Genomic DNA, 21,460 nt, shown 5'->3' on the forward strand with positions numbered 1-21,460 from the left:
CGGGGTTCATAGGGACAGGTCATCCAGGAGCTCGGCGACGGCGGCGCGTCCGGCCTCGGGTGAGAACAGCGACGCCCAGCGGTGCCGCTGGGAGTGGGCCACCGTGCCCAGATCGACCGCGCGTACTGCCCGCAGGCAGTCCGCGAGCGCGGCCGCGTCTCGCTGCGGAACAACGAAGGGGTGAGCGCTGCCGACCACCTCGGGAACGGCCCCGGCATCGGAGGCCACCACCGGAACGCCCGCGGCCATCGCCTCGGCCGTCACCAGGCCGAAGACCTCGGCCCACTGCGACGGCACGGCCAGCACGTCCACGGAGGCCAGGAACTTGCCGGTGTCCTGCCAGCCGAGCACCTGGACGTCCTCACCGGCTGCCTTCAGGGCGGTGGCGAGCCGCTCGGCTTCGTCATCCGCCACGAACCGGCTCTCCCCCGCGACGCGGAACACGAAAGCACCCGGGTCGGTCTTCCGCAGCAGCGCGGCGGCCTCCAGCAGGGTGACGATGCCCTTGTCCTCGGACAGCCGGCCGAGGAATCCCACGGTCACCGGCTCATCGGCACCGCGGGCCCGCCGTGTCTGTGGCGCCGTCGGGCCCGGAACCCAGTTGTGGAGCACGCGGGCCCCGCGGATGCGGTCCGCCGCGAACCGGGAGGGCACGAGGACCGCGAGCGCACCGGGACGCGCCAGGGCGGAGAACACGCGCAGAACCGGCTTCTCGGGCACCTGGTGCAGGTGAACGATCCGGCGCGGCCGACCGGCCAGCGCCGCGGCCGGCAGCAGCCCGTTGCACCACGCGACGTCGTCCTTGCCTCGGCCACGGTCCCAGGCCCGGAGAGCGCGCAGGTACCCCAGGCGTCCGGGCCCACCCACACGGACCACGTCGAAACCGTCCGCGGCCAGACGATCGGCGGTCTCGGCCGGGTGCACCGGGGCCACGACACCCACGTCCCGCCCCAGCTCGCGCAGGGCCGTGGCGAGGTGGTGCAGCATCACCTCGCCGCCACCCACTTCGCCCTGGTTCGCCAGGATCCAGATACGACCGGTCATCGGGCCGACCCCAGGGATCGGGGATGTCCGGTGCGCGCGTCCACGACGGAGCGGACGCGGGTCAGCCCCCGCTTGGCCGCGCGGCCGAGGTGCTCCTCCCCGTACTTCTGCAGGGCCCAGGCGAGAACGGAGACCACGGCCAAGGCCACGAGCATGGCCATGTTCCGGCCCACATACGGCCAGAGCGCGTGGATGAGGATGTATCCGGGGATGGCGTGGAGGATGTAGAGGGAATAGCTGATCTTCCCGTACCACTGGACAGGGGCCAGGAGCAGCACGGACGTCCTCTTCCGCAGCATCACCGTGACTGCGAGGAGCACCACCACGAGGACCTCGAGGGCCAAGGGCATCCCCCGCATGACGAACGTGCTGCCCACCGCGGACACCGCGGCCGCCGCGACCCAGCCGCGGTGCTGCCCCGTCTGCCGCGCGATGTACAAGGCCATCCCCAGCACGAACAACGGAGCGTACTCGGCCACGGTGGCGTTGTTGAGGAGCTTCACCCACATGGGGTCCCGCTGAGGGTCCGAGCCCACGTGCGGCGCGGTGAACAACACCACGGCCCACGAGATCACCGACCACGCGAGGCTCCCCCACAGCACCACGCGGTCCGAAAGGCGGCAGCGCGTGAGATACAGGAGGATCAGGATGATCACGTAGAACTGCATCTCCACCGCGAGCGTCCAGTAGACGTCCACCACGTTGTCCACGCCGACCCACCGCTGGACCATCGTCAGGTTGAGGAGGGCCTGGCTCCACGTGAAGGGGAAGCCGGGCACCGGGTGCAGGAGGAGCAGCACCACGGCGAACACCAGGGAGATCCAGTACGGCGGATAGAGCCGGGCCGCCCGGGAGATGGCGAAGTCGCTCGGCCGGTTGGCCCGACGGGCGGACATGAAGATGACGAACCCGGAGATGATGAAGAACAGCTGCACGCCGGCGGCGCCCCAGGCCGCATCGTGGAACGCGGCGGGATCCTGCGGGTAGTGCGAATTGTGGGCGCCTGTGTAGTGCGAGAACACCACGGCCAGCGCCGCGATCCCCCGAAGACCGTCCAGCTCCCGGAACCGGGGGCCCGGAACACGCTTCTCGGCCGGGGCCACCGACGCCGATCCCGGCTCGTTCGGGCTCGCTGCGGTCATCGGGTACCCACCTTCCCCACCCGGCGCCCGAGCACCTCGAGGGTCGCCTCGGCGGTCGCCCGGGCCATGGTCTCCACGTCGCCCACGCGCACCTCGCCCGGGCCCTCGGCCGCAGCACGCACGACGGCGTCGGCGATGGCCGCCGGAGTGGTCTCGTGGACCAGGCGCTCGGGCGGCAGGATCTCCCCGTTGCCGCCCACGTCCGTGGCGACGGCGGGCAGGCCCGCGGCCGCAGCGTCGAGCAGGGTGTAGCTGAGGTTCTCCCACGCGGAGAGCTGCACCAGCACGTCGTGCTCGGCCATGGCCCCCCACGGCTCCACGAAGCCGGGCAGGTCCACCGCATCCGCGACACCGAGCGCCTCGGCCTGGGCGCGCAGCTGCCCCTCCAGGGGACCCGAGCCGGCCAGCGTCAACCGCGTCCCGGGGTCCCGGTCAAGCAGGGCGGGCAGTGCGGCGATCAGCCGGTCGAGGTTCTTCTCGGGGGCCAGCCGGGACAGGGAGAGGATCCGCAACCCCTCCCCCGGTGCGCGGCGCTGCCCCGCGGCCGCGGCGCGCACCGCGGGCCCGTCCACGCCGTTGCGCACCACGGTGAGGGGCGCCCCCGCGCCCCATTTGCGGCGCAGCACGTCCGCGGTGGACTGCGCCACCGCGATCACGAGGTCCGTGCCGCGCAGCCGGGCGCGGTGCGCGGCGTTCTTCACCCGGGCCGCGGCGACCCGGTTGTACAGCTGGTCGTCCGGGGCGATCCCGTGCTCGGTGCTGAGCAGCGCCGGCGCACCGGCCCGCCGCAGGGCCCGCCCCGCGCCCAGCGCCGTGAAGGCCGCGAGGTCGGCGTAGGCCAGGTGCGTGTGGACCGCGGCCGGGCGCAGGGTGCGTACCGCCGTCCGGAGCGTCCGCACCGAGGCGGCCAGGCCGGCGTCGGGACCGACGTCCCCGGTGAACACCGCCGCGCCCTGCTCGCGCAGGCGCTCGGCGAGCGGCCCCTCGGGGCAGAGCACCGCCAGACGCAGGCCGGGCAGGCCCACGCGCGCGACGTCGAGGACGTGCCGGGCCACGCCGCCGAGGTCGGCGACGGGCACCACCCAGAGCGTCAGCGGGGCCGGGGCGGTCGTCACCGCCTCGGGGATCACAGCCACTGCTCCAGGCGGTCCAGGGCCGTCCAGAAGCCCTCGCCGTTGTTGATGTGGCCCTGCCAGATCTCCGGGATGAAGCTCACCCCGGGGGCCAGGCGGTCCAGCTGCTCGCACAGCACGGGCCAGTCGACGTCGCCCTCGCCGATCTGCGGCCCCTCCCCGTCCACACCGGTGGCGTCCACGAGGTGCAGGTGGATGGTGTGCGGGGCCAGCTTCTCCACCATCTCCGAGAAGGGGATCCCCAGGAACGTGGCCGAGAGCTTGGAGTGGGAGATGTCCAGGCACAGCGGCACCCCCGTGGCCTCCACGAACGCCACGGTGTCGTCCGGGTCCATGAAGAGGTTGTGGTACTGCTGACCGCCCATCAGCCACGGGAACGGCGGCAGCGTCTGCGCGGCGATCCGGATGCCGGAGGTGTCCAGGCGCTGCACGGCCTCGGCGATGCGCTCGTACTTCGGCAGCCGCTCCTCCGGGCGGATGTGCCGGTCCAGGGTGAACCCGCCCATGGTGATGACCATGATGGGCTCCTCCTCGTTCGGGAACCAGCGCTTCAGGTCCCGGGTGATGTCGATCGTGCGCTGCACCTCGGCGATCGAGCGCTCCCATACGGCGTCGTCGTCGCTGGCCAGATCCACGAGGAAGTCACCGGAGAAGATGTCCGGCAGGTGGGTGGTGAAGCCCATCGGCATGGGCTCGCGGAACACCGAGTCGATGTCGATCTCGAGGTCCTTGTAGGAGAAGTGGAACTCCAGGAAGTCCGGGGTGCAGTCCTTCGTCAGCGCCTCGACGTCGTGATAGCGCACCGGCAGGCCCCAGGGGCGCCGGAACTGGAACTGGCGCCCGGTGGGCACCGAGTCCGTGAGGTCACCGGCGAAGAAGAAGTCGCCCTCGGCCATCTCGCGGTGCAGCGTGCGGCCGACCAGACGCGGCAGCTCGTTGGGCTGCAGGCCACGGCCCGGGGACTTCACGGTCACGTCGTCGGCGGTGATCGTGGCGCCGGCCCGCAGCGGACGGGCCGCCACCAGGGACTTGGCCAGGTTGATGCGGTTCATCGCCTCGCCCGTGGAGACCACGCGCTCGCTCCCGACGCCGATCGACTCCTCGATGTCCCGGGTCTGCCGGACCATCTGCGCGAACTCCTCCGGCAGCAGGGAGACCTTGTGGTCGTTGCCCTCGAGCCCCCGGTCCACGGTGAAGTGCTTCTCGATGATCGCGGCGCCCCGAGCCACCGCGGCCAGGGCCACGTGGAAGCCGCGCTCGTGGCCCGAGTAGCCCACCGGCGTCTGCGCGATCTCCGCGAGCCGGTCCAGGTAGGCCAGATTCACGTCCTTGTAGGGGGCGGGGTACGTGGACTGGGCGTGCAGCATCGCGAAGGGGACGCCGAAGGAGCGCACGAGGGCCACCGACTCGCGGATCTCCTCCTCGCGGGACATGCCGGTGGAGAGCACCATCGGCAGGCCGGAGGCGGCCGCGTCCCGCAGCAGCCCGTGGTTCGTCAGGTCCGCCGAGGCGATCTTCACGCCGTCCACCGGATACTCGCGCAGCACCCGCATGGACGGGGCGTCCCACGGGGTGCACATCAGGGCGACGCCGGCGTCCCGGACGTGGTCGAACACCCGCACCATGTCCTCGGCGGAGAGCGAGAACTTGGCCAGCTCGTCCAGGGTGCGCTGGGCCCCCAGGTCCTCGCCGGCGGTGGCCGCACCGGACTGCCGGTACAGGGCGTCCATGTCCCGCAGCTGGAACTTCACGGCGTCCGCGCCCGCCTCGACGGCCAGGTCCACGAGACGGCGGGCCAGGTCCACATCACCCTGGTGGTTGTTGCCGATCTCCGCGATCAGGAACGCCGGGTGGCCCTCCCCGATCCGGTGCCCGCCGATCCGCAGCTCCGCTTCCCGGTTGATCGCCAGGGCCGTCAGGCGGCCGCGCTCGTCCAGCAGCGGCAGGTGCAGCGCCCCGGCGGGCAGGGCCTCGCGCATCTCGGCCGGGGAGGCGCCCAGGGGCGCCGTCGCCGGGTCGCGATGGGCGACGTCGGCCGCGGCCACGTCCAGCGACGCCTCCGGATGCGCCACGAGCCAGCGGCGCACGTCCCCGTCCGTCAGGGAGCCGACGAGGAAACCGTGGGAATCCACCACGAACACGGTGCGCTCGCGGTTGTCGGTCATCTTCTGCAGGGCGGCCAGGAGCGAGTCCTCGGGGAAGACGAGATAGGGGGTGAGCCTGCGTTCGATGATCACTGCGTGCCTCCGGGGGTGCGGTTCGGGCCGGTGGTGGGGGTCTCGGCGGTGCGCGGGGCACCGAGGTCGGGGCGGTGCTGGAGCACCTTCTGGACCGCCAGGTACTGGTCCATCTGCTGCTCGGCCAGGGCGAAGTCCAGCTCGGTGTCGATGTCCACGCCCTCGAGGTCGTCGAGCTCCAGCATGCCGATCCGGCCGCCGAGCCGGTTGTGCAGCCGGTCATAGACCCAGGGGCGCGTCACATACAGCGAGCCGTTCTCGCGGAACCGCAGGTCGGCGCGCGACATGTCCTGCCGGCGCTTGCGCGCCGTGACGTCGAAGTCCGGGATCGGCTCCCCGTCGGGATCCTCGGGATGGCGCCACAGGAACGGGGACACCGGGACGACGCCGACCAGCGAGTCCACCCCCGTGTCCCGGAACTGCCGCACGGCGCGGTCCAGAGTGCCGGGCAGGCGGAGCGGGCTGGTGGCCTGGAGGAGCATCACGCCCTCCGGTTCGACGCCGGCCGCGCGCTCGGCCGCGAGCACGTGCTCGATCACGGGCTCGGTGGGGGTCGAGTCCTGGGCCAGGTGGGCCGGGCGCAGGCCCGGGACGTCCGCGCCGTAGCGGAGGGCGACCTCGGCGATCTCGGCCGAGTCCGTGGAGACCACCACGTGCAGGTCCTCCTCCGCCTCGAGGGCGGCCTGGATGGTCCAGGCCACGAGCGGATGGCCGCCCAGGAGGCGGATGTTCTTGCCGGGCAGCCCCCGGGACCCGCCGCGCACGGGGATGACGCACAGGATGCTCACACGGTCTCCTTCCAGACGTGTTCGGCGATCGCGGCCGCGGGGTCCGCGGTCGGCGAGGCCAGGGGCGGGGTGGGCTCCGGGGTGCGGCCGGGCCGCCACCGGGTCATGCCGTAGCGCCGCCAGAACCCCTCGAGCCAGGCGGGCGGGTCCGGGTGGACGGCCCACGCGGGTCTGCCGGCCTGCGCGGCCTCGAGGATCCCGGTGGAGAAGACGGCGGCCACGGGCCCGCGCGTGGCGACGAGGGGCGCCCCGGCGTCGTCGATCCGCACACCGGCCCTGCGCCAGGCCGCGTGCTGGCCGCGGGAGAGGCGGTCCCGCTCGGCCGGGTGGGGGCGGTAGGCGGCGCCGGTGGCCCGCACGTACTGTTCGGCGGCCGCGGCGAAGTCCCGGCGGGGCAGTTCGGCGCCGTGCAGCTGGCCGAGGAACACCCCGGGGCCGTCGTCCCCGGCACCCGAGAGCGCGGGCGCGGTCCGGCGGGCCTGCTCCAGCAGCGCCGAGCCCACCGGGACGGCCTCCACATCGGCGCGGCCCTGGGTCCACCAGTCCGCGTCCGTGCTCGTGAAGGCGTACAGGGTGGCGTCCTGCGGGACGGGCGGCGTGGACACGGCCAGCAGCCCGTGCTGGACGACGCCGATCTGCGCCCCCCGCTGACGGGCCCAGCGCACGGCGGCGCGACCCGAGGGCAGGTACTCCCCCGCCACCAGGACGCGGCGGAGCCCGGACAGGCGATCCCTCACGACGTCGGCGGTGGCGGCGTGCTCCCGGTGGCCCACGGCCCCGGGCAGGGCGGGTGCGTCTCCGGCGGGCAGCACCCAGCCGACCCCGGCGGCGGCCTCCGGCCGCGCGGTGGCCAGGGCGGCCACGGGCGAGGCCAGCGCGGCCAGCTGCGTGGGGCCGAAGGACTCCAGGGCGACGAGCGTGTGCACGTCCCCCGCCGGCAGGAGCAGGCGGGGGACGTCGTCGCCGGTGGACCGGCGGCGTGTCAGGGCGCCGGCCACGCCGCGCACGGTCGAGCGTGCGGTGTCCGCGGCCCGCCGGGTCAGTGGCCACTGGGCGCGCTGCCACGCGTGCCAGCGCGGCAGGTGCTCGGAGCGCCAGAAGAGGGGCGCGTCGGTCATGCCCACCACCCCTGGGCCATGGCCGCCCGGTGCGCGAACGTGTGCTCCGCGTGCGACCGGCAGCAGCAGGCCTCCCGGATGCGCGCTCCCCAGGCGGGATCCGCGACAACCCGGCGGCCCAGCTCGATGAGGTGGTCCGTGTCCTCGAAGACGAGCACCTCCTCGTCCGGGACGTAGAACTCGGCCACGTCGGCCCGATCGACGAGCTGGAGACCGCCCATGCCGGGCACCTCGAAGGTCCGCATCGCGTGGCCGGCCTGCAGGCCGTGGATGTTGATGGCGCCCGCGGCGGCCGCCTGCACGGCGTACGCCTCCTCGAGGGGGATGTCCCGTTCGGCCGGCAGGTCCGGCCGGGTCAGCTCCCACGTGCGCAGGCGGTCCACCGGGTGGTGGCTCCACTGACGCCCGTAGGCGCGCACCGGCACCCCGGCCGCGGCCAGGCGCGAGAGCAGCTCCACGCGGTTCGGGTAGCGCGAGCCCACGAAGACCAGCTCGTCGCGCCGCGGCACCTGGGGCAGCGCCATGGCCGGGTCGAAACCGTTGGGCATGTAGTGGGCGTCCACGCCCTCGCCGGCCAGCAGCTCGGCCTCGGAGCGGGCGTAGCTGAGCACCGGCCCGACGGAGCGCAGGAACTCCATCGAGTAGTCGTGCCGCGCGAGGTCGTCGTACAGCCAGAGCATGCGGGGCAGGCCCGCCTCGAGGATCTCGGACCAGAAGGCCTCGCCCAGCGAGTCCCCCTTGATGACGAGCACACGGTCCGGTCGGGCCTCCCGCAAGGCGGCCACGGCCCGCCCGGTGTCCCAGGCGACCCGCGCGGCCGTGCGGTCCACGCCCGCCTTCTGCGGCAGCTCGAGCAGCCCCTTGTTCCGCAGCTTCATGCCGAGCGTGGCGTAGGCGTCGTAGCAGTGCACCGTGACGTCGAAGCCCTGGGCCGCCCACGCCGCCGCGATGGAGCGGTGATAGCCGTGGAACGCCGGCGAGACCAGGAACAGCCGTTCCGGTGAGCGGCCGCCCCGCGCGTCGGGCGGCGCGGGCACGGTGTAGCCGGTGGCGCTCATCGGCGCTGTCCCCTCCAGACCAGCGCGTGCTCGTCCCGGAGCACGGCGCGGGCGTCCACGTCCACACCCCGGGCCTGCCGGAGCGCGTTCACGGCGAAGTTCGCCCCGGTGGCCGCGGTGAGCGCGGCCTTGAGGACCCGGGGGTGGCCGAACTTCCGGGCGTAGCGGTACCGGGAGTCCACCAGCCAGCCGCGTCGGCGCAGCGGGTCCGAGGAGCCGTGCAGCCCATGCGGCACACGGACGGCCGGCACCACGATCGACGGCACACCGTGCTCGCGCAGGCGGCGCTGCAGATCGACCTCCTCGGAATTCATGAAGTACTCCTCGTCGAACCCGCCGACGGCGCGGACCTGCGCCATCGGCAGGAGCAGCACGGCGCCCATCACCCAGTCGACCGCCACGGGCGAGGCGGACCTGGCCGCCGCGACGTCGTGCCCCACGGCCTCGTGAAGCACGTCCAGGTGACGGAAGCGGGCCAGCGGAGTCAGCCACTCGACGGTCTGGTGCAGGACCGTCGGGAAGTGCCGCCCGGACCACTGCGGCGTGCCGTCCTCGTTGACGACCTGCGGGCTGACCACGGCCGGCTGGTACGGAGCGGCAGCGGCCACCAGCGCGTCGATCTGCGCCCCCGTGATCTCGGCGTCCGAGTTGAGGACCAGGGCCAGCTCGGTGGTGACCGCGGCCAGGCCGGTGTTCACGTTCGCCCCGAACCCGCCGTTGCGCTCGCGGCGCACCACGGTCAGACGCGGATCGTGCGCCTCGGGGTACGGGGTGGGCGAGGCGTCGTCCGAGACCACGACGGCGGCCAGCGCGTCTCCGGGATCGCTCAGCAGGCGGTCGACGAGGGCGAGGGTGGGGGCCGGATCGCCGTAGTGCGGGATCACCACGGTCACCGCCGCCGTGGGCGACTGGGCTGCCATGCGGGCTCCTCCCTCAGCTCGGATGGACGGCGCACTCAGCGCCCGAGAACCTGTGTCGAGTATAGGGAGGCTCTGGCGAAGACCCGTGCCAGCCGGTGGGGCGGCGCCATGGCCGCCCGCACGGCTCTCAGTACACTGACCGGACAGCCACGGGATGGAAAGGGTGAGCCATGCCCGGCGCCCAGGGGGAGGACGAAGCCATGAGCGAGACCACCGCGTTGCGCATCGGCACCGGTCTCGATGCCGTGACGGTGAGCGGCCTCACAGGAGACGAGCGCGCGGAGGTCATCGCGTCCTGGGCCCGGTGCGGTGTGGAGGTCGTGCAGCCGCCCACCCACACCGATGCGCACCGCGGCGCCCACACCGCGTCTCCGTGGCTCCAGTGGCACGAGGACCTGGTGTCCCTGGCGACCTCACGGGCGATCGAGTCCGCCCGCGGCACCCACCTGCTGTTCCATGCCGCGTGCCTCGCCGCACCGGACACCGGGGCGGCGATCGTCCTGGTGGCGGCGTCCGGGACGGGCAAGACGACGGCCACGCGCCGGCTGGGACCCCATTTCGCCTACCTCACCGACGAGACGGCGATCATCGCACCAGACGGCCTGACCGTCACGCCCTACCCCAAACCGCTGTCCCTGCTGGGGTCACGGGGAGTGCGCCCGAAGACCCAGCGAGGCCCGGACGACCTCGGTCTCGGTCCGACCCTCCCCGACGCCCGGCTGGCCCGGATCGCCGTGCTGGACCGCGTGCGGGATCCGGCAGGCCCGGTGACGCCGCGAGCGGAGGCCATAGAACTCGTGGCCGCGCTCGCGGCGCTCGTCCCCCAGACCTCCTCCCTCTCCCTGCTCCCCCGCGGCCTCGTGACGCTCTGCCGCGTCCTCGACGCGGTCGGCGGCGCCCAACGCCTGGTCTACGCCGAAGCCGAGGACCTGCGGGGCGTCGTCGACGGCCTCCTGGCGGCCCCGCCCACGCTCGTCACCCCCGCCTGGGAGGCACTCACCGTCCAAGAGCTCTCGGCCTCCGTCGGAGTGGCAACCCCGGGCGCGGTGTCCCGCTGCGCCGTCGACGACGGCATCCTGACCGACAGCGGCCGCCTGGTCCTGCTCGCCTCGGACCGCCTGGTCGTGCTCGAAGGTCTGGGCCCGTCCGTCTGGCTCCTGCTGGACGAGCCGCGGACGGCCGCCGACGTGGTGGCCTGCCTCCGCACCGAAGGACCCGTGCCCGAGGACGCCGAGGCCCGGGTGCACGAGGCGATGGACGCCCTGGTCACCGCGCAGCTGGCCACGACCGGCTGAGCCTGGCACGGCCCGGAGGCGGCCGGCACCCAGGACGCCCCGTCCCCTCAGGAGATCAGTGCCCGCCCCAGTGCGTGGGCGGCCAGACGGTCACGAAGACCTCGCCCACGATGTCCTCGCGGGTGACGAAGCGCGCGCAGTCCCCGGCCTGGTCGGCGGGGACGCCGCGGCACGCGATCACGGAGTCGGCCGAGTTCGAGCGGTGGTCGCCGAGCACGAGCATCGAGTCCTCCGGCACGGTGACCGGGCCGAAGCAGCGCGCGGACATCACCTCGGACTCGCAGTCCAGCTCGTCCCGGAGGAACGGCAGGTCGTTGTGGATGTACGGCTCGTCCAGGGGCTCCCCGTCCACCGTCACCGCGCCCTCGGCGGTGCAGCACTCCACGGTCTGCCCCGCGGTGCCGACCACGCGCTTGACCAACGCCTGCTCGTGCGAGCGGCCGATGCCGGTGAGGTCGCCGAACGTGCGGACGGCGTTCTCCACGGCCCCCTCCGGTGGCATGGGGTGCGCCCAGTCCTCGTTGGCCGTGAAGACCACCACGTCCTGGGAGTCGGCCATCCCGTCCGGGTAGGCGGTGCGATTGACCAGCATGCGGTCCCCCACCTCGAGGGTGTTCTCCATCGAGCCGGACGGCACCGAGTACACCTTCACCCACAGGGCCTGCACCACGGCGACGACCGCGATGGCCACCACCACGTTCACCAGCAGGGAGGCCCAGAACGGCAGGCGCGGACGGCGAGGCCGCGGCGCGGCGCCCGCCTCGCCGCCGTCGACGTCGTCCCCGCGGGCCGGCTCGAGGCGCTCGACCATGGTCAGGCGACGCCGTCGAACAGGCTGGTGACCGAGCCGTCCTCGAAGACCTCGCGAATCGCGCGGGCGATCAGCGGGGCGATCGAGAGCACGGTGAGGGTCTCGAAGCGCTTCTCCTCCGGGATGGGCAGGGTGTTGGTCACCACGACCTCGCGGGCACCGCACTCGCCGAGCCGCTGGGCGGCCGGGTCCGAGAACACCGCGTGCGTGGCGGCGATGATGACGTCCTTCGCGCCGGCGTCCTTGAGGATCTGCACGGCGCCGGCGATGGTGCCGCCCGTGTCGATCATGTCGTCGATCAGCACGCAGACGCGGCCCTCGACGTCCCCGACCACGGTCTTGGACTCGGCCTTGTTCGGAACGGTGAGGTCCCGGCTCTTGTGCACGAAGCCCAGCGGCACGCCGCCCAGGCGGTCCGCCCACTGCTCCGCCACGCGCACGCGACCGGTGTCCGGGGAGACGACCGTGACCTCCTCGCCCTCCACGCTGGAGCGGATGTGGTCCGCCAGCAGCGGGATGGCGAACAGGTGGTCCACCGGGCCGTCGAAGAAGCCCTGGATCTGGGCGGTGTGCAGGTCCACGCTCATCACGCGGGAGGCGCCGGCGGTCTTGTACAGGTCCGCGACGAGACGGGCCGAGATCGGCTCGCGGCCGCGACCCTTCTTGTCCTGGCGGGCGTACGGGTAGAACGGCGAGACCACCGTGATGCGGCGGGCGGAGGCGCGCTTCATGGAGTCCACCATGATCAGCTGCTCCATGAGGTGGTTGTTCAGCGGCGCCGGGTGCGACTGGATGATGAACACGTCCTTGCCGCGCACCGACTCGCCCGAGCGCACGTAGATCTCGCCGTTGGCGAAGTCGTAGGCGCTCATGGGGAGCAGCTCGGTGCCCAGCTCCTCGGCGATCTCCTGCGCGAGCTCGGGGTGGGCGCGGCCCGTGGCCAGCACCAGTCGCTTGTCCTCGCTGCGGCTCAGCTCCGTCATGACGTCCTCAACATCCTTCGTCGTCTCGCGTTCCAGGACCGACGGCGTCCGGCGTCGGTGTCGGCCGCCCGGGGCGGCCCGGTCCTCGCACCCATCCTAGGGCGCGCGGGGTCAGCCCTGAGCGCCGGAGCCCTCGGCGCCGGCGGCCCGCGCGATCCTTGTGATCAACGACTCCAGCCAATCCGCCGCGTCGGACACGCGCGGCTGCAGGAGCCTGGCCTGTCCCTCCGCACCCACTCGTGTCTCCTCCAGCGCATCCAGGTACCCCTGCTCGAGAGTCCGGACGTGAGCGACCGGAGGCGGCCACTCATGCGGTGTGTGTCCTGCCGCAGTCCGGCCGGGTGACCGAAACATGAAAGTACGGCTGACGAGATCTGCGAGCAACGGGATGTCGACACCACCCTCGGCCTCCGCCCCATGCCAGAGCAACTGGATGTCCACGAGATCGTGGCCTCGCGTCTGATGTGGATCCGTGACGGCATGGATCTTCTGTGCGAGCTGCTGCTCGACAGCCATCACGGCCACAGACCGCGGTGTTCCACATCCCAACGCGGTGACCGCCTCCGCGACCTGGGGTGCCACGACCTCGACTGGCTGCGCCAGCGTGCTGCCCTCGAATTCGTCGCGCCCGATCTCGATCGGGACCGACACCCAACTTGTCCTCGCGGAGAGAAAATGCAGGGTCACCTTCGCTCGTGACAGGACGTAGGGATCGGGCACTCCGAGAGGCTCCGCAGGATCGTCCTCATGCACCGTGCCGAAGAAGGCCACCCGGGTCGCAGCCGGGTCGGCCTTGAGTTCTCTCTTGCTCCCGGGCGCGGCCCCCCATCCCCGGTCGACGAACCCGGTCAAGTCCTTCAGCGCCTGCTGGGGATCGCGAGCCAGTAGATCGAGATCCCGGGTCGCCCGCGTCCCGGTGGCTCCATGTCGGAGTCGAACGCCATTTCCACCCTTGACTACGACGCCTTCCGGCAACATCTGCGCCACGATCACTGCTCCCAGCAACCGGCGCGCCCGGTCCACCGGAACGCCCATCGCGTCAGCGATCGCCTCCAGTCGACGGTTGAGTTGGCCTTCGCTCCTGGGCGCACCTCGAGCTCCCAGATCGCCCAGGCCCACGACCACGTCATCGACCGCCACGATGTCCACCGTTCTGCCGCGCCTCCAGGTCCTTCTTCAAGCTCCTCGCCTCGCCCACCGTGAGCAGCCCGCGCGCGCGGGCCTCCTCGATCGCAGCGGCGACGCGCTCGAGAGGGATGCGGTCGAGTGCCTCACGAAGGGCTTGGTTGATCGTGAGGCCTCGCACGCCGCTGTGAAAGGTGAGGTCCTCGTCGCCCGGCGGGGGACGGCGTCGTGTCACTCGTACATGCGCGCGCGGCGAGCCGCGGTACCGCCTCGTCACGCCCACCCGTACGACGGAGGGATCGACCAGGGCGAGGTCGTACAGTGACAGCACTGCGTCCCAGTCCAGGAATGCATCTTCACCGCCCGTGGCCACGGCCTCCGCCGCGTCCGTGAACCGGTCGCGGGGAACCTGGCGATGGAGGTACACCCCGTGGGCCAGCCTCCGCAGAACGCCGCGCTGGGCGAGCTTGCGGACCTCGACGGCGGGCACGCCCGCCTCCTCCGCTTCCGTAGTGGTGATGACCCCGTGGTTCCCCGCAGCCACGTCCCACAGATCGTCACGATACGTCACGGGATCACCACCTCATCTCTGGTGTCACAACCGTACCGGAATCGGTACGGTTGTGACACGCCGACCTCTTGTCGGGCGCGCGGGGTCAGCCCTGAGCGCCGGAGCCCTCCGCGCCGGCGGCCCGCGCGGCCTCGGCCGAGGAGGTGCCCGGGCGCTTGGCCGGCACCCAGCCCTCGAGGGTGCGCTGGCTCACGGCGTTCAGCGCCAGGGCCCCGGCGGGCACGTCCTCGCGGACCACGGCGCCCGCGCCGGTGTAGGCGCCGTCGCCCACGGTCACCGGGGCCGTGAACACGGTGTTGGAGCCGGTGCGCACGTGCGCGCCGATCACCGTGCGGTGCTTGTTGACGCCGTCGTAGTTGGCGGTGATGTTGCCGCAGCCGATGTTGGTGTACTCGCCGATCTCGGCGTCCCCGGCGTAGCCCAGGTGGGAGAGCTTGGCGCCGCGGCCCACGGTCACGTTCTTGGTCTCGTAGAACGCGCCGATCTTGCCGTCCTCCCCCAGCACCGTGCCCGGGCGCAGGTAGGTGAACGGGCCGACGGTCGCGCCCGCGCCGATCACGGCCTCCGTGGCGTCGGTGCGCTTCACCACGGCGCCCTCCCCCACCTGCGTGTCCGTGAGGGTGGAGTCCGGGCCGACGACGGCGCCCGTGGCCACCGACGTCGTGCCATGCAGCTGGGTGCCGGGCTTGAGCGTGACGTCCGAGGCGAGGGAGACGGTGACGTCCACCCACGTGGAGGACGGGTCGACGACCGTGACACCCTCCTTCATCCAGCCGCGCAGCACGCGGTCGTTGAGCTGGCGGCCCAGGTCGGAGAGCTGGCGGCGGTCGTTGGCGCCCTCGACCTCCCACACGTCGTCCGTGCCCACCGAGGCGACGCGGCCGCCCTCGGCGCGGGCCATGCCGAGCACGTCCGTGAGGTACTTCTCGCCCTGCACGTTGTCCGTGGAGATCTCCGGCAGGGTGCGGCGCAGCAGGGCGGCGTCGAAGGCGTAGATGCCGGAGTTGACCTCGCGGATCGCCACGAAGGAGTCGTCCCCCGTGGACTCGGCGTGGGCGAGGGCGTCCTTGTGCTCCATGATCCGCTCCACGAGGCCCTCGGCGTCGCGGACGATGCGGCCGTAGCCCGTGGCGTCCTCGAGGGTGGCGGTGAGGACGGTGACGGCGTTGCCGTCCGCCTCGTGGTCCGCGACGAGGCGGGCGAGCGTCTCCGGGGTCAGCAGCGGGACGTCGCCGTAGGTCACCACGACGGTGCCCTCGAGGTCCGCGGGCAGGGCGGCCAGGCCCAGCTCGACGGCGCGGCCGGTGCCCGGCACGTCGTCCTGGTCGGCGATCGCCAGCGCGTCGATGCCCAGCTGGGCCGCCACCGTCTCGATGTGCTCGGCCACGCGGGCCCGCTCGTGCCGGACCACGGCCACGAGGTGCTCCGGCGCGAGCGACCAGGCCGCCGCGAGCGCGTGGCCCACGAGGGAGCGCCCCCCGATCGCATGCATGATCTTCGGCGTCGTCGACTTCATGCGGGTGCCCTGACCCGCGGCCAGGACGATCACGGCGGAGGGACGGGGGGACGGCTGGGACATGAGGGCTCCTGCACCGGTGGAGGTCAGAGGACGGGTGTTCCGCCCCTAGGATTCGAACCTAGACTGCACGGCTCCAAAGGCCGGCGTGCTGCCATTACACCAGGGCGGAGCGCCGGACCCCAGGGGGCGGCGACGACGGCCCATTCTTCCACACAGGTCGCGCGGATCCGGGGTCAATAGGCGCCGTCGGCGGCGATCACGGCCTTGACGGTCCGGCCCAGGATCACGAGGTCGCCCAGGATGGACCAGTTCTCCACGTAGTAGAGGTCCAGGCGGACCGCCTCCTCCCACGGGAGGTCGGAGCGGCCGGAGACCTGCCAGAGGCCCGTGATGCCGGGCTGCACCAGGAAGCGGCGGTGCACGTACTGCTCGTAGGCCTCGACCTCGTGCGGCAGGTGGGGCCGCGGGCCCACGAGGGACATGTCCCCCCGCAGCACGTTCACGAGCTGGGGCAGCTCGTCGATGCTGGTGCGGCGGATGAGCCTGCCGACCCGGGTGATGCGCGGGTCGTCCTTCATCTTGAACAGCACGTCCGCATCCCCGCCGTCCGAGACGAGCCGCTGCCGGATCTCCTCGGCGTCCACCACCATGGAACGGAACTTGAGCATGGTGAACGGCCTGCCGCCGAGACCGATCCGCTCCTGCCGGAACAGCACCGGCCCGCCGTCCGTGGCCTTGACCGCGATCGCGACGGCGATCAACAGCGGCGAGATGGCGATCAGGCCCAGACCCGACGCGACGACGTCGAACGCCCGCTTGGCGAACGCCTTGCCCTCGGAGAGGCGCGGAGTGGAGAGGTGGATGAGCGGCAGACCCGCGAGGGGCTGCGTGTGGAGGCGGGGTCCGGCGACGTCCACGAGCGCGGGCGCCATGATCAGGGAGACGCCGCGCTCCTGCAGCTCCCAGCCCAGTCGGCGGACGTCCCCGGGGACGAACGAATGGCCCGAGGTGATCACCACGGCTTCGACGTCGCGCACCTCCACGAGGGCGACCACGTCCTCCACGGTGTCCAGGTCCGTGGAGACCGGTATCGGGAGGTAGTCCGCCTGCCGGGCCTTGTATCCGGGGAGAGCCGCCGCCACGGGGGCGTAGCCGGCGCTGGCCTCGGAGTCGAGGGCCTGGAAGATGTGCCGGACCGCCTTCGGGCCGCCGACGAGCAGGAGCCGCCGCCGGAACCTGCCGCGGTGTCGCTGCCGGGCCACCCACCCGCGCACGAGGAACCGGCCCAGCAGGAGCAGGAGCACGCCCAGCGGCAGCGCCAGGCCCACGTAGCCGCGCGCCACTTCGAGACCTGCCGCATAGGCGAGGATCGCGACGGTGCCGAAGAGATAGAGGGTGCCCTGCAGGACCCGCTTGTACTCCTCGCTGCCCACCCCCAGGATCCGGATGTCCCGCGAGCCCTGGATGGTCAGCGCGAGCACCCAGGCCGCGCTCAGCGCGAGGCTGATGACGCTGTAGTCGATGATTTCGGTGCCGGGGAGGGTGGTGCGCCGCGATCCGCCGAAGCGGAGCTGGGCCGACACGAAGGTGGCGAGCAGGACCGCGACCACGTCCACGATGAGGACGAGCAGCGGAAGGCCCCGCTCCCAGGGCCGACCCAGGACACGACCGCGGGCCGTCGAGCCCATGCGGTGCGTGGTCGACTCATCACCGGGACTCGCGATCACGCTCTGCTCCTCCGTCCTGACGTGGGGGATGGTTCACGTCGTGGGGGTCGAGCACATTGCTGTGCCCCGGCCCCCGATTATAGGTCGGAAATTGTGAATGGCTGTGCCGTCCGCCGCACCCTCCTGTGAGCGCCCGCCGGTCAGTCCCCTTCGGCGAGTTCAGCGGCCTGCAGCCACTCCTCCTCCAGGACGTCCAGCTGCGCGTCGAGGTCCTTCAGGTCGGCGGAGGCCGCGGTGAGGGCGTCGAAGTCCTGCGCCTGCCCCAGCTCGGCCATCCGCGCCTCGAGGCCGGACCTGCGGTCCCGTAGCCGGGTCATCTGCTTCTCGAGCCGGGCCATCTCCTTGCGGGCCAGCCGACGCTCCGCCTCGGTGGGTCCGGTGTCCTCCTCCGGCCCGCCCATGCCCGCGCACGTCCCGACGACGTCGTTGCGGCCTCGGGCCGCGCCGGTTCCCCGGGCCGGGCCGCCGGCGTCGTCCATCGCGGCGCGCAGCTCGAGGTACTGGTCCACCCCGCCCGGCAGGCCGCGGACCTTGCCGTCCCCGAGCAGGGCGACCTGGTGGTCGGTGATGCGCTCGAGCAGGTAACGGTCATGGGAGACCACCACCAGGGTCCCCGGCCACCCGTCCAGCACATCCTCGACGGCGGCCAGGGTGTCCGTGTCCAGGTCGTTGGTCGGCTCGTCGAGCATGAGGACGTTGGGCTCGCCCACGAGCAGGCGCAGCAGCTGCAGGCGCCGGCGCTCGCCGCCCGAGAGCTCGGAGACCTGAGTCCACTGCCGGGAGGTGCCGAAGCCGAGCATCTCGAGCAGCTGGCCGGAGGACATCTCGCGGTCCCCGACCTGGAAGGACAAGCCCTCGCGGGCCATGACTTCGGCGACGCGCAGGTGGGCGACGTCGTCGAGTTCCTTCACGTCCTGGGTGAGGGTGGCCGAGACCACCGTCTTGCCGCGCTTCACCCGCCCCGAGTCCGGGGCGATGCGCCCGTCGAGCAGGCGCAGCAGGGTCGACTTGCCCGCACCGTTGACGCCGACCACGCCGAGCCGCTCGCCGGGCGCCAGGCGCAGGGTGACGTCGTCGAGGATCGGCTTCTCCCCCAGCGTCAGGCTCACGTGCTCGAGGTCGAGGACGTCCTTGCCCAGCCGGGCCGTGGCCATCTTCGCCAGGGACACCGAGTCGCGCGGGGCGGGGACGTCCTCGATGATGGCGTTGGCCGCCTCGATGCGGAACTTCGGCTTCGACGTGCGTGCCGGGGCGCCACGGCGCAGCCAGGCGAGCTCCTTCTTCACGAGCTGCTGACGCTTCTGCTCCGTCACCGCCGCCTGCCGGGAGCGCTCCGCGCGCGCGAGCACCCACGCCGCGTAGCCGCCGTCGAACGGGTCCACCGTGGCGTCGTGCACCTCCCACGTGCGCGTGCAGACCTCGTCGAGGAACCACCGGTCGTGGGTGACCACCACGAGGCCGCCGTCGGTGGGGCGCCAGCGCTGCTTCAGGTGGCGGGCGAGCCACGCGACGCCCTCGACGTCCAGGTGGTTGGTGGGCTCGTCGAGGAAGAGGACGTCGTCGTCCCCGGCGAGCAGACGGGCCAGGGCGACGCGACGGCGCTGGCCGCCGGAGAGGCCCCGCACGGACTGCTCCAGGTCGAAGCCGTCGAGGAGACCGCCCAGGACGTCCCGGACCTTGGGGTCTGAGGCCCACACGTGGTCGTCCACGTCCCCGACCACGGCCTGGCGCACGGTATGCTCCGGGTCGAGCCGGTCCTGCTGGTCCAGCACGCCCACGCGGACGCCGCCGCGGCGGGTGACGCGGCCCGTGTCGGGTTCCTGAAGGCCGGCGAGGATGCGCATGAGCGTGGACTTGCCGTCACCGTTGCGGCCCACGAGTCCGATCCGGTCCCCCTCATCCACGCCGAGGGAGAGGCCCTCGAGGACGGTGCGGGTTCCGAAGGCGATGCCGATGTTCTCGGCGCCGAGCAGGTGGGCCATGGAGGAGGTGGTCCTTTCCGGACGGAGGAGGGGTGGTCGGGTGCGGCGGGGTGCGCCGCCGGGTGTCACAGCACGTGGGCGCCGGGCACGGGGCCGTGGACGGGGAGGGCGCGCACGCCCGTGCGCTCCTCGATGGCCGAGGCCAGCCGCAGCGCGGAGGCCTCGTCCTGCGCCACGAAGAGCAGGGTGGGGCCGGAGCCGGAGACCATGCCGCGCAGCGCGCCTTCGTCCAGGCCGAGGTCGAGGACGTCCGAGAGCTCGGGGAACAGGACGACGGCCGGGGTCTGCAGGTCGTTGTCCATGGCGGTGGCGAGTTCGAGCGGGTCCGCCGCGGTGAGGGCCCGCAGGACGGCCTCGTTCACCTCCGGGCGCGTCGGCCCGTCGGGCAGGTGACCCTCCCGGCGCAGCTCGTCCAGGGTCTGGAACACCACGGGGGTGGACAGCCCGGCGTCCGCCGGGACGAGGACGAGGTGCACCGGGGTGCGGGCCGCGACGGGGGTCAGCTCGGCCCCGGTCCCGAGCCCGACGGCGGCGCCGCCCAGCACGCTGAAGGGCACGTCCGCGCCCAGCGGGGCGGCCAGCTCGGCGAGCTCGGCGCGGGTGTGCCCGGTCTCCCACAGGGCGCTGCACGCGAGCAGCGCGGCGGCCGCGTCGGCGGAGCCGCCGCCCATGCCGCCCGCGACCGGGACCTGCTTGGCGACCTCGAGGTGGACGCCGTGGGTGTCAGGATCGAGCCCGAGGGTGCGCCGCAGGTGCGCGGCGGCGCGGTGCGCGAGGTTGCGTTCGTCCCAGGGCACGTCCTGGGTGTCCGCCAGACTGATGTGGCGGCCCGACGGGCCGACGGTGATCCTCCCGTCCGTGCGCGCGATCGCCGTGACGGTCTCCCGCAGGCTGACGGCCAGGTACACGGTGGCCACGGGGTGGTAGCCGTCCGCGCCGGGGGGTCCCACCCGCAGGGACAGGTTCACCTTGCCGGGGGCGCTGACCGTGACGTGCCGGGCCGTGGGGTCGAGGCCGAGGTCCTCCGTCGTCATGCGCTCACCTCCTCCGCCGCGCGCCGCGGGCCGTGCTCGGCGATCCGCGCGAAGGCCGCGATGTCCAGGGCCTCGCCGCGGGCGCGCGGGTCCACGCCGGCGGCCACCAGGGCGTCCTCCGCCGCCTGCGGCGACCCGGCCCAGGAGGCGAGCGCGGCGCGCAGGGTCTTGCGGCGCTGGGCGAAGGCGGCGTCCACCACGGCGAAGACCTCCCGGCGGGGCGCGCCGCCCGCCGGCGGCTCGCGCCGGGTGAAGGCGACCAGCCCGGAGTGGATGCGCGGAGCCGGCCAGAACACCTGGGTGCCGATGGTGCCCGCCTTGCGCACGTCCGCGTGCCACGCCGCCTTGGCGGACGGCACGCCGTAGACCTTGGAGCCGGGCCCGGCCGCGAGACGGTCCGCGACCTCCTCCTGCACCATCACCAGGCCGTGCCGCAGCCCCGGCAGGACCGCGAGCGCGTGCAGCAACACGGGCACGGCCACGTTGTAGGGCAGGTTCGCCACGAGCGCGGTGGGGCCGCCGGCGGCGGCAGCGGGCCGGACCTCGGCCAGGGCCTGCTCGCTCAGCGTCATGGCGTCCGCGTGCAGCACCGCGAGGGCGTCCTCGGCCCCGGGGCGGAACTCGGCGGCGGTGCGCGGCAGGCGGGCGGCGGTGACCGGGTCGATCTCGACGGCGGTGACGGCGGCGGCCGCGTCCAGCAGGCCGAGGGTGAGCGAGCCCAGACCGGGGCCGATCTCGAGCACGTGCTCGTCCGCGGTCACGTCCGCGGCCTGCACGATGCGCCGGATCGTGTTCGGGTCGATCACGAAGTTCTGGCCCCACTGCTTGGTGGGACGCAGGTCCAGCTCGGCGGCGATGCGCCGCACGTCCGCGGCGCTCAGCAGCGGGGCGGGGGCGGGGTGCGGGGAGGGCTGGACCATGCCCGCGAGTCTATCGGGGCGCCGGACGGGGTAGCCGGGACGCAGCGGCGCGG

Annotated in this window: 18 protein-coding genes and 1 tRNA gene; 1 reads left to right on the top strand and 18 read right to left on the bottom strand. The window is 73.0% G+C overall.

All coding sequences use genetic code 11. From position 1 onward, the window contains the following. Positions 1-6 precede the first annotated feature (6 nt). Genes SOY78_RS09975 through SOY78_RS10010 form a run of 8 tightly spaced genes read right to left on the bottom strand, consistent with a single transcriptional unit; the run spans position 7 to position 9,440 of the window. Positions 7-1,044, bottom strand: a complete 1,038-nt coding sequence (locus SOY78_RS09975) for a glycosyltransferase family 4 protein (RefSeq protein WP_324701517.1) — start codon at positions 1,042-1,044, stop codon at positions 7-9. After that, positions 1,041-2,186: an acyltransferase family protein gene (locus tag SOY78_RS09980; RefSeq protein ID WP_324701518.1), complete on the bottom strand. Its 1,146-nt coding sequence runs from the start codon at positions 2,184-2,186 to the stop codon at positions 1,041-1,043. The genes SOY78_RS09975 and SOY78_RS09980 overlap by 4 nt, the downstream gene beginning before the upstream one ends. Continuing rightward, entirely contained in the window at positions 2,183-3,322 is a 1,140-nt protein-coding gene (locus SOY78_RS09985) for a glycosyltransferase family 4 protein (RefSeq protein WP_324701519.1), read from the bottom strand. The genes SOY78_RS09980 and SOY78_RS09985 overlap by 4 nt, the downstream gene beginning before the upstream one ends. Then, a complete protein-coding gene (locus SOY78_RS09990; protein WP_324701520.1) occupies positions 3,313-5,556 on the bottom strand; it encodes an N-acetylneuraminate synthase family protein in 2,244 nt (747 codons plus the stop codon). The genes SOY78_RS09985 and SOY78_RS09990 overlap by 10 nt, the downstream gene beginning before the upstream one ends. After that, a complete protein-coding gene (locus tag SOY78_RS09995; RefSeq protein ID WP_324701521.1) occupies positions 5,553-6,344 on the bottom strand; it encodes an acylneuraminate cytidylyltransferase family protein in 792 nt (263 codons plus the stop codon). The genes SOY78_RS09990 and SOY78_RS09995 overlap by 4 nt, the downstream gene beginning before the upstream one ends. Beyond that, positions 6,341-7,462, bottom strand: a complete 1,122-nt coding sequence (locus SOY78_RS10000) for an RNA-binding protein (RefSeq protein ID WP_324701522.1) — start codon at positions 7,460-7,462, stop codon at positions 6,341-6,343. The genes SOY78_RS09995 and SOY78_RS10000 overlap by 4 nt, the downstream gene beginning before the upstream one ends. Beyond that, positions 7,459-8,520, bottom strand: a complete 1,062-nt coding sequence (locus tag SOY78_RS10005; RefSeq protein WP_324701523.1) for a CgeB family protein — start codon at positions 8,518-8,520, stop codon at positions 7,459-7,461. Before SOY78_RS10005 ends, SOY78_RS10000 begins: the two co-directional genes overlap by 4 nt. Then, positions 8,517-9,440 carry a glycosyltransferase family 2 protein gene (locus SOY78_RS10010; protein WP_324701524.1) on the bottom strand — a complete coding sequence of 308 codons (924 nt, stop codon included), beginning with the start codon at positions 9,438-9,440 and terminating at the stop codon, positions 8,517-8,519. Before SOY78_RS10010 ends, SOY78_RS10005 begins: the two co-directional genes overlap by 4 nt. Positions 9,441-9,640: 200 nt before the next feature. On the opposite strand from SOY78_RS10010, the gene SOY78_RS10015 reads away from it, so the two are divergent. Beyond that, positions 9,641-10,735, top strand: coding sequence for a PqqD family peptide modification chaperone (locus tag SOY78_RS10015; protein ID WP_324701525.1), 1,095 nt, complete (start codon positions 9,641-9,643; stop codon positions 10,733-10,735). Between the two features lie 55 nt (positions 10,736-10,790). On the opposite strand, the gene lepB is transcribed toward SOY78_RS10015, so the two are convergent. The 10 genes from lepB to rsmA all read right to left on the bottom strand — a co-directional run bounded on the left by lepB (position 10,791) and on the right by rsmA (position 21,407). Continuing rightward, positions 10,791-11,546: a signal peptidase I gene (lepB, locus tag SOY78_RS10020; protein ID WP_216880146.1), complete on the bottom strand. Its 756-nt coding sequence runs from the start codon at positions 11,544-11,546 to the stop codon at positions 10,791-10,793. Positions 11,547-11,548: 2 nt separating this feature from the next. Next, positions 11,549-12,529: a ribose-phosphate diphosphokinase gene (locus SOY78_RS10025; RefSeq protein WP_020627447.1), complete on the bottom strand. Its 981-nt coding sequence runs from the start codon at positions 12,527-12,529 to the stop codon at positions 11,549-11,551. Between the two features lie 111 nt (positions 12,530-12,640). Further along, entirely contained in the window at positions 12,641-13,669 is a 1,029-nt protein-coding gene (locus SOY78_RS10030) for a nucleotidyl transferase AbiEii/AbiGii toxin family protein (protein ID WP_225348330.1), read from the bottom strand. Further along, the gene (locus SOY78_RS10035) at positions 13,656-14,225 is read right to left on the bottom strand and encodes a type IV toxin-antitoxin system AbiEi family antitoxin domain-containing protein (RefSeq protein ID WP_216880147.1); all 570 of its coding nucleotides are present in this window, start codon (positions 14,223-14,225) and stop codon (positions 13,656-13,658) included. Before SOY78_RS10035 ends, SOY78_RS10030 begins: the two co-directional genes overlap by 14 nt. An 85-nt stretch (positions 14,226-14,310) precedes the next feature. Beyond that, positions 14,311-15,804, bottom strand: a complete 1,494-nt coding sequence (glmU, locus tag SOY78_RS10040) for a bifunctional UDP-N-acetylglucosamine diphosphorylase/glucosamine-1-phosphate N-acetyltransferase GlmU (protein WP_144786288.1) — start codon at positions 15,802-15,804, stop codon at positions 14,311-14,313. A 37-nt stretch (positions 15,805-15,841) separates the two neighbouring features. Beyond that, positions 15,842-15,913 (bottom strand) — tRNA-Gln (locus SOY78_RS10045). 64 nt (positions 15,914-15,977) lie between these two features. Continuing rightward, positions 15,978-17,471, bottom strand: a complete 1,494-nt coding sequence (locus SOY78_RS10050) for a sugar transferase (RefSeq protein WP_324701526.1) — start codon at positions 17,469-17,471, stop codon at positions 15,978-15,980. 140 nt (positions 17,472-17,611) lie between these two features. Then, on the bottom strand, positions 17,612-19,453 hold the full coding sequence (locus SOY78_RS10055; RefSeq protein ID WP_036384943.1) for an ABC-F family ATP-binding cassette domain-containing protein: 1,842 nt from the start codon (positions 19,451-19,453) through the stop codon (positions 17,612-17,614). 65 nt (positions 19,454-19,518) lie between these two features. Continuing rightward, complete coding sequence (locus SOY78_RS10060) at positions 19,519-20,487, bottom strand: 4-(cytidine 5'-diphospho)-2-C-methyl-D-erythritol kinase (protein ID WP_036384944.1); 969 nt, start codon at positions 20,485-20,487, stop codon at positions 19,519-19,521. Continuing rightward, positions 20,484-21,407 (bottom strand): 16S rRNA (adenine(1518)-N(6)/adenine(1519)-N(6))-dimethyltransferase RsmA, encoded by a 924-nt coding sequence (rsmA, locus tag SOY78_RS10065; RefSeq protein ID WP_036384945.1) that lies wholly within the window; start codon positions 21,405-21,407, stop codon positions 20,484-20,486. Before rsmA ends, SOY78_RS10060 begins: the two co-directional genes overlap by 4 nt. Positions 21,408-21,460: the final 53 nt, after the last annotated feature.

The sequence above is a fragment of the Micrococcus sp. HOU01 genome (genome assembly GCF_035609305.1).
Taxonomy (GTDB): Bacteria; Actinomycetota; Actinomycetes; order Actinomycetales; family Micrococcaceae; genus Micrococcus; species Micrococcus luteus.

Coding starts and splice junctions, on each gene's coding strand:
- SOY78_RS09975 (WP_324701517.1), bottom strand. CDS start 1,044: ATGACCGGTCGTATCTGGATCCTGGCGAACCAGGGCGAAGTGGGTGGC.
- SOY78_RS09980 (WP_324701518.1), bottom strand. CDS start 2,186: ATGACCGCAGCGAGCCCGAACGAGCCGGGATCGGCGTCGGTGGCCCCG.
- SOY78_RS10000 (WP_324701522.1), bottom strand. CDS start 7,462: ATGACCGACGCGCCCCTCTTCTGGCGCTCCGAGCACCTGCCGCGCTGG.
- SOY78_RS10005 (WP_324701523.1), bottom strand. CDS start 8,520: ATGAGCGCCACCGGCTACACCGTGCCCGCGCCGCCCGACGCGCGGGGC.
- SOY78_RS10010 (WP_324701524.1), bottom strand. CDS start 9,440: ATGGCAGCCCAGTCGCCCACGGCGGCGGTGACCGTGGTGATCCCGCAC.
- SOY78_RS10015 (WP_324701525.1), top strand. CDS start 9,641: ATGAGCGAGACCACCGCGTTGCGCATCGGCACCGGTCTCGATGCCGTG.
- lepB (WP_216880146.1), bottom strand. CDS start 11,546: ATGGTCGAGCGCCTCGAGCCGGCCCGCGGGGACGACGTCGACGGCGGC.
- SOY78_RS10025 (WP_020627447.1), bottom strand. CDS start 12,529: ATGACGGAGCTGAGCCGCAGCGAGGACAAGCGACTGGTGCTGGCCACG.
- glmU (WP_144786288.1), bottom strand. CDS start 15,804: ATGTCCCAGCCGTCCCCCCGTCCCTCCGCCGTGATCGTCCTGGCCGCG.
- SOY78_RS10055 (WP_036384943.1), bottom strand. CDS start 19,453: ATGGCCCACCTGCTCGGCGCCGAGAACATCGGCATCGCCTTCGGAACC.
- SOY78_RS10060 (WP_036384944.1), bottom strand. CDS start 20,487: ATGACGACGGAGGACCTCGGCCTCGACCCCACGGCCCGGCACGTCACG.
- rsmA (WP_036384945.1), bottom strand. CDS start 21,407: ATGGTCCAGCCCTCCCCGCACCCCGCCCCCGCCCCGCTGCTGAGCGCC.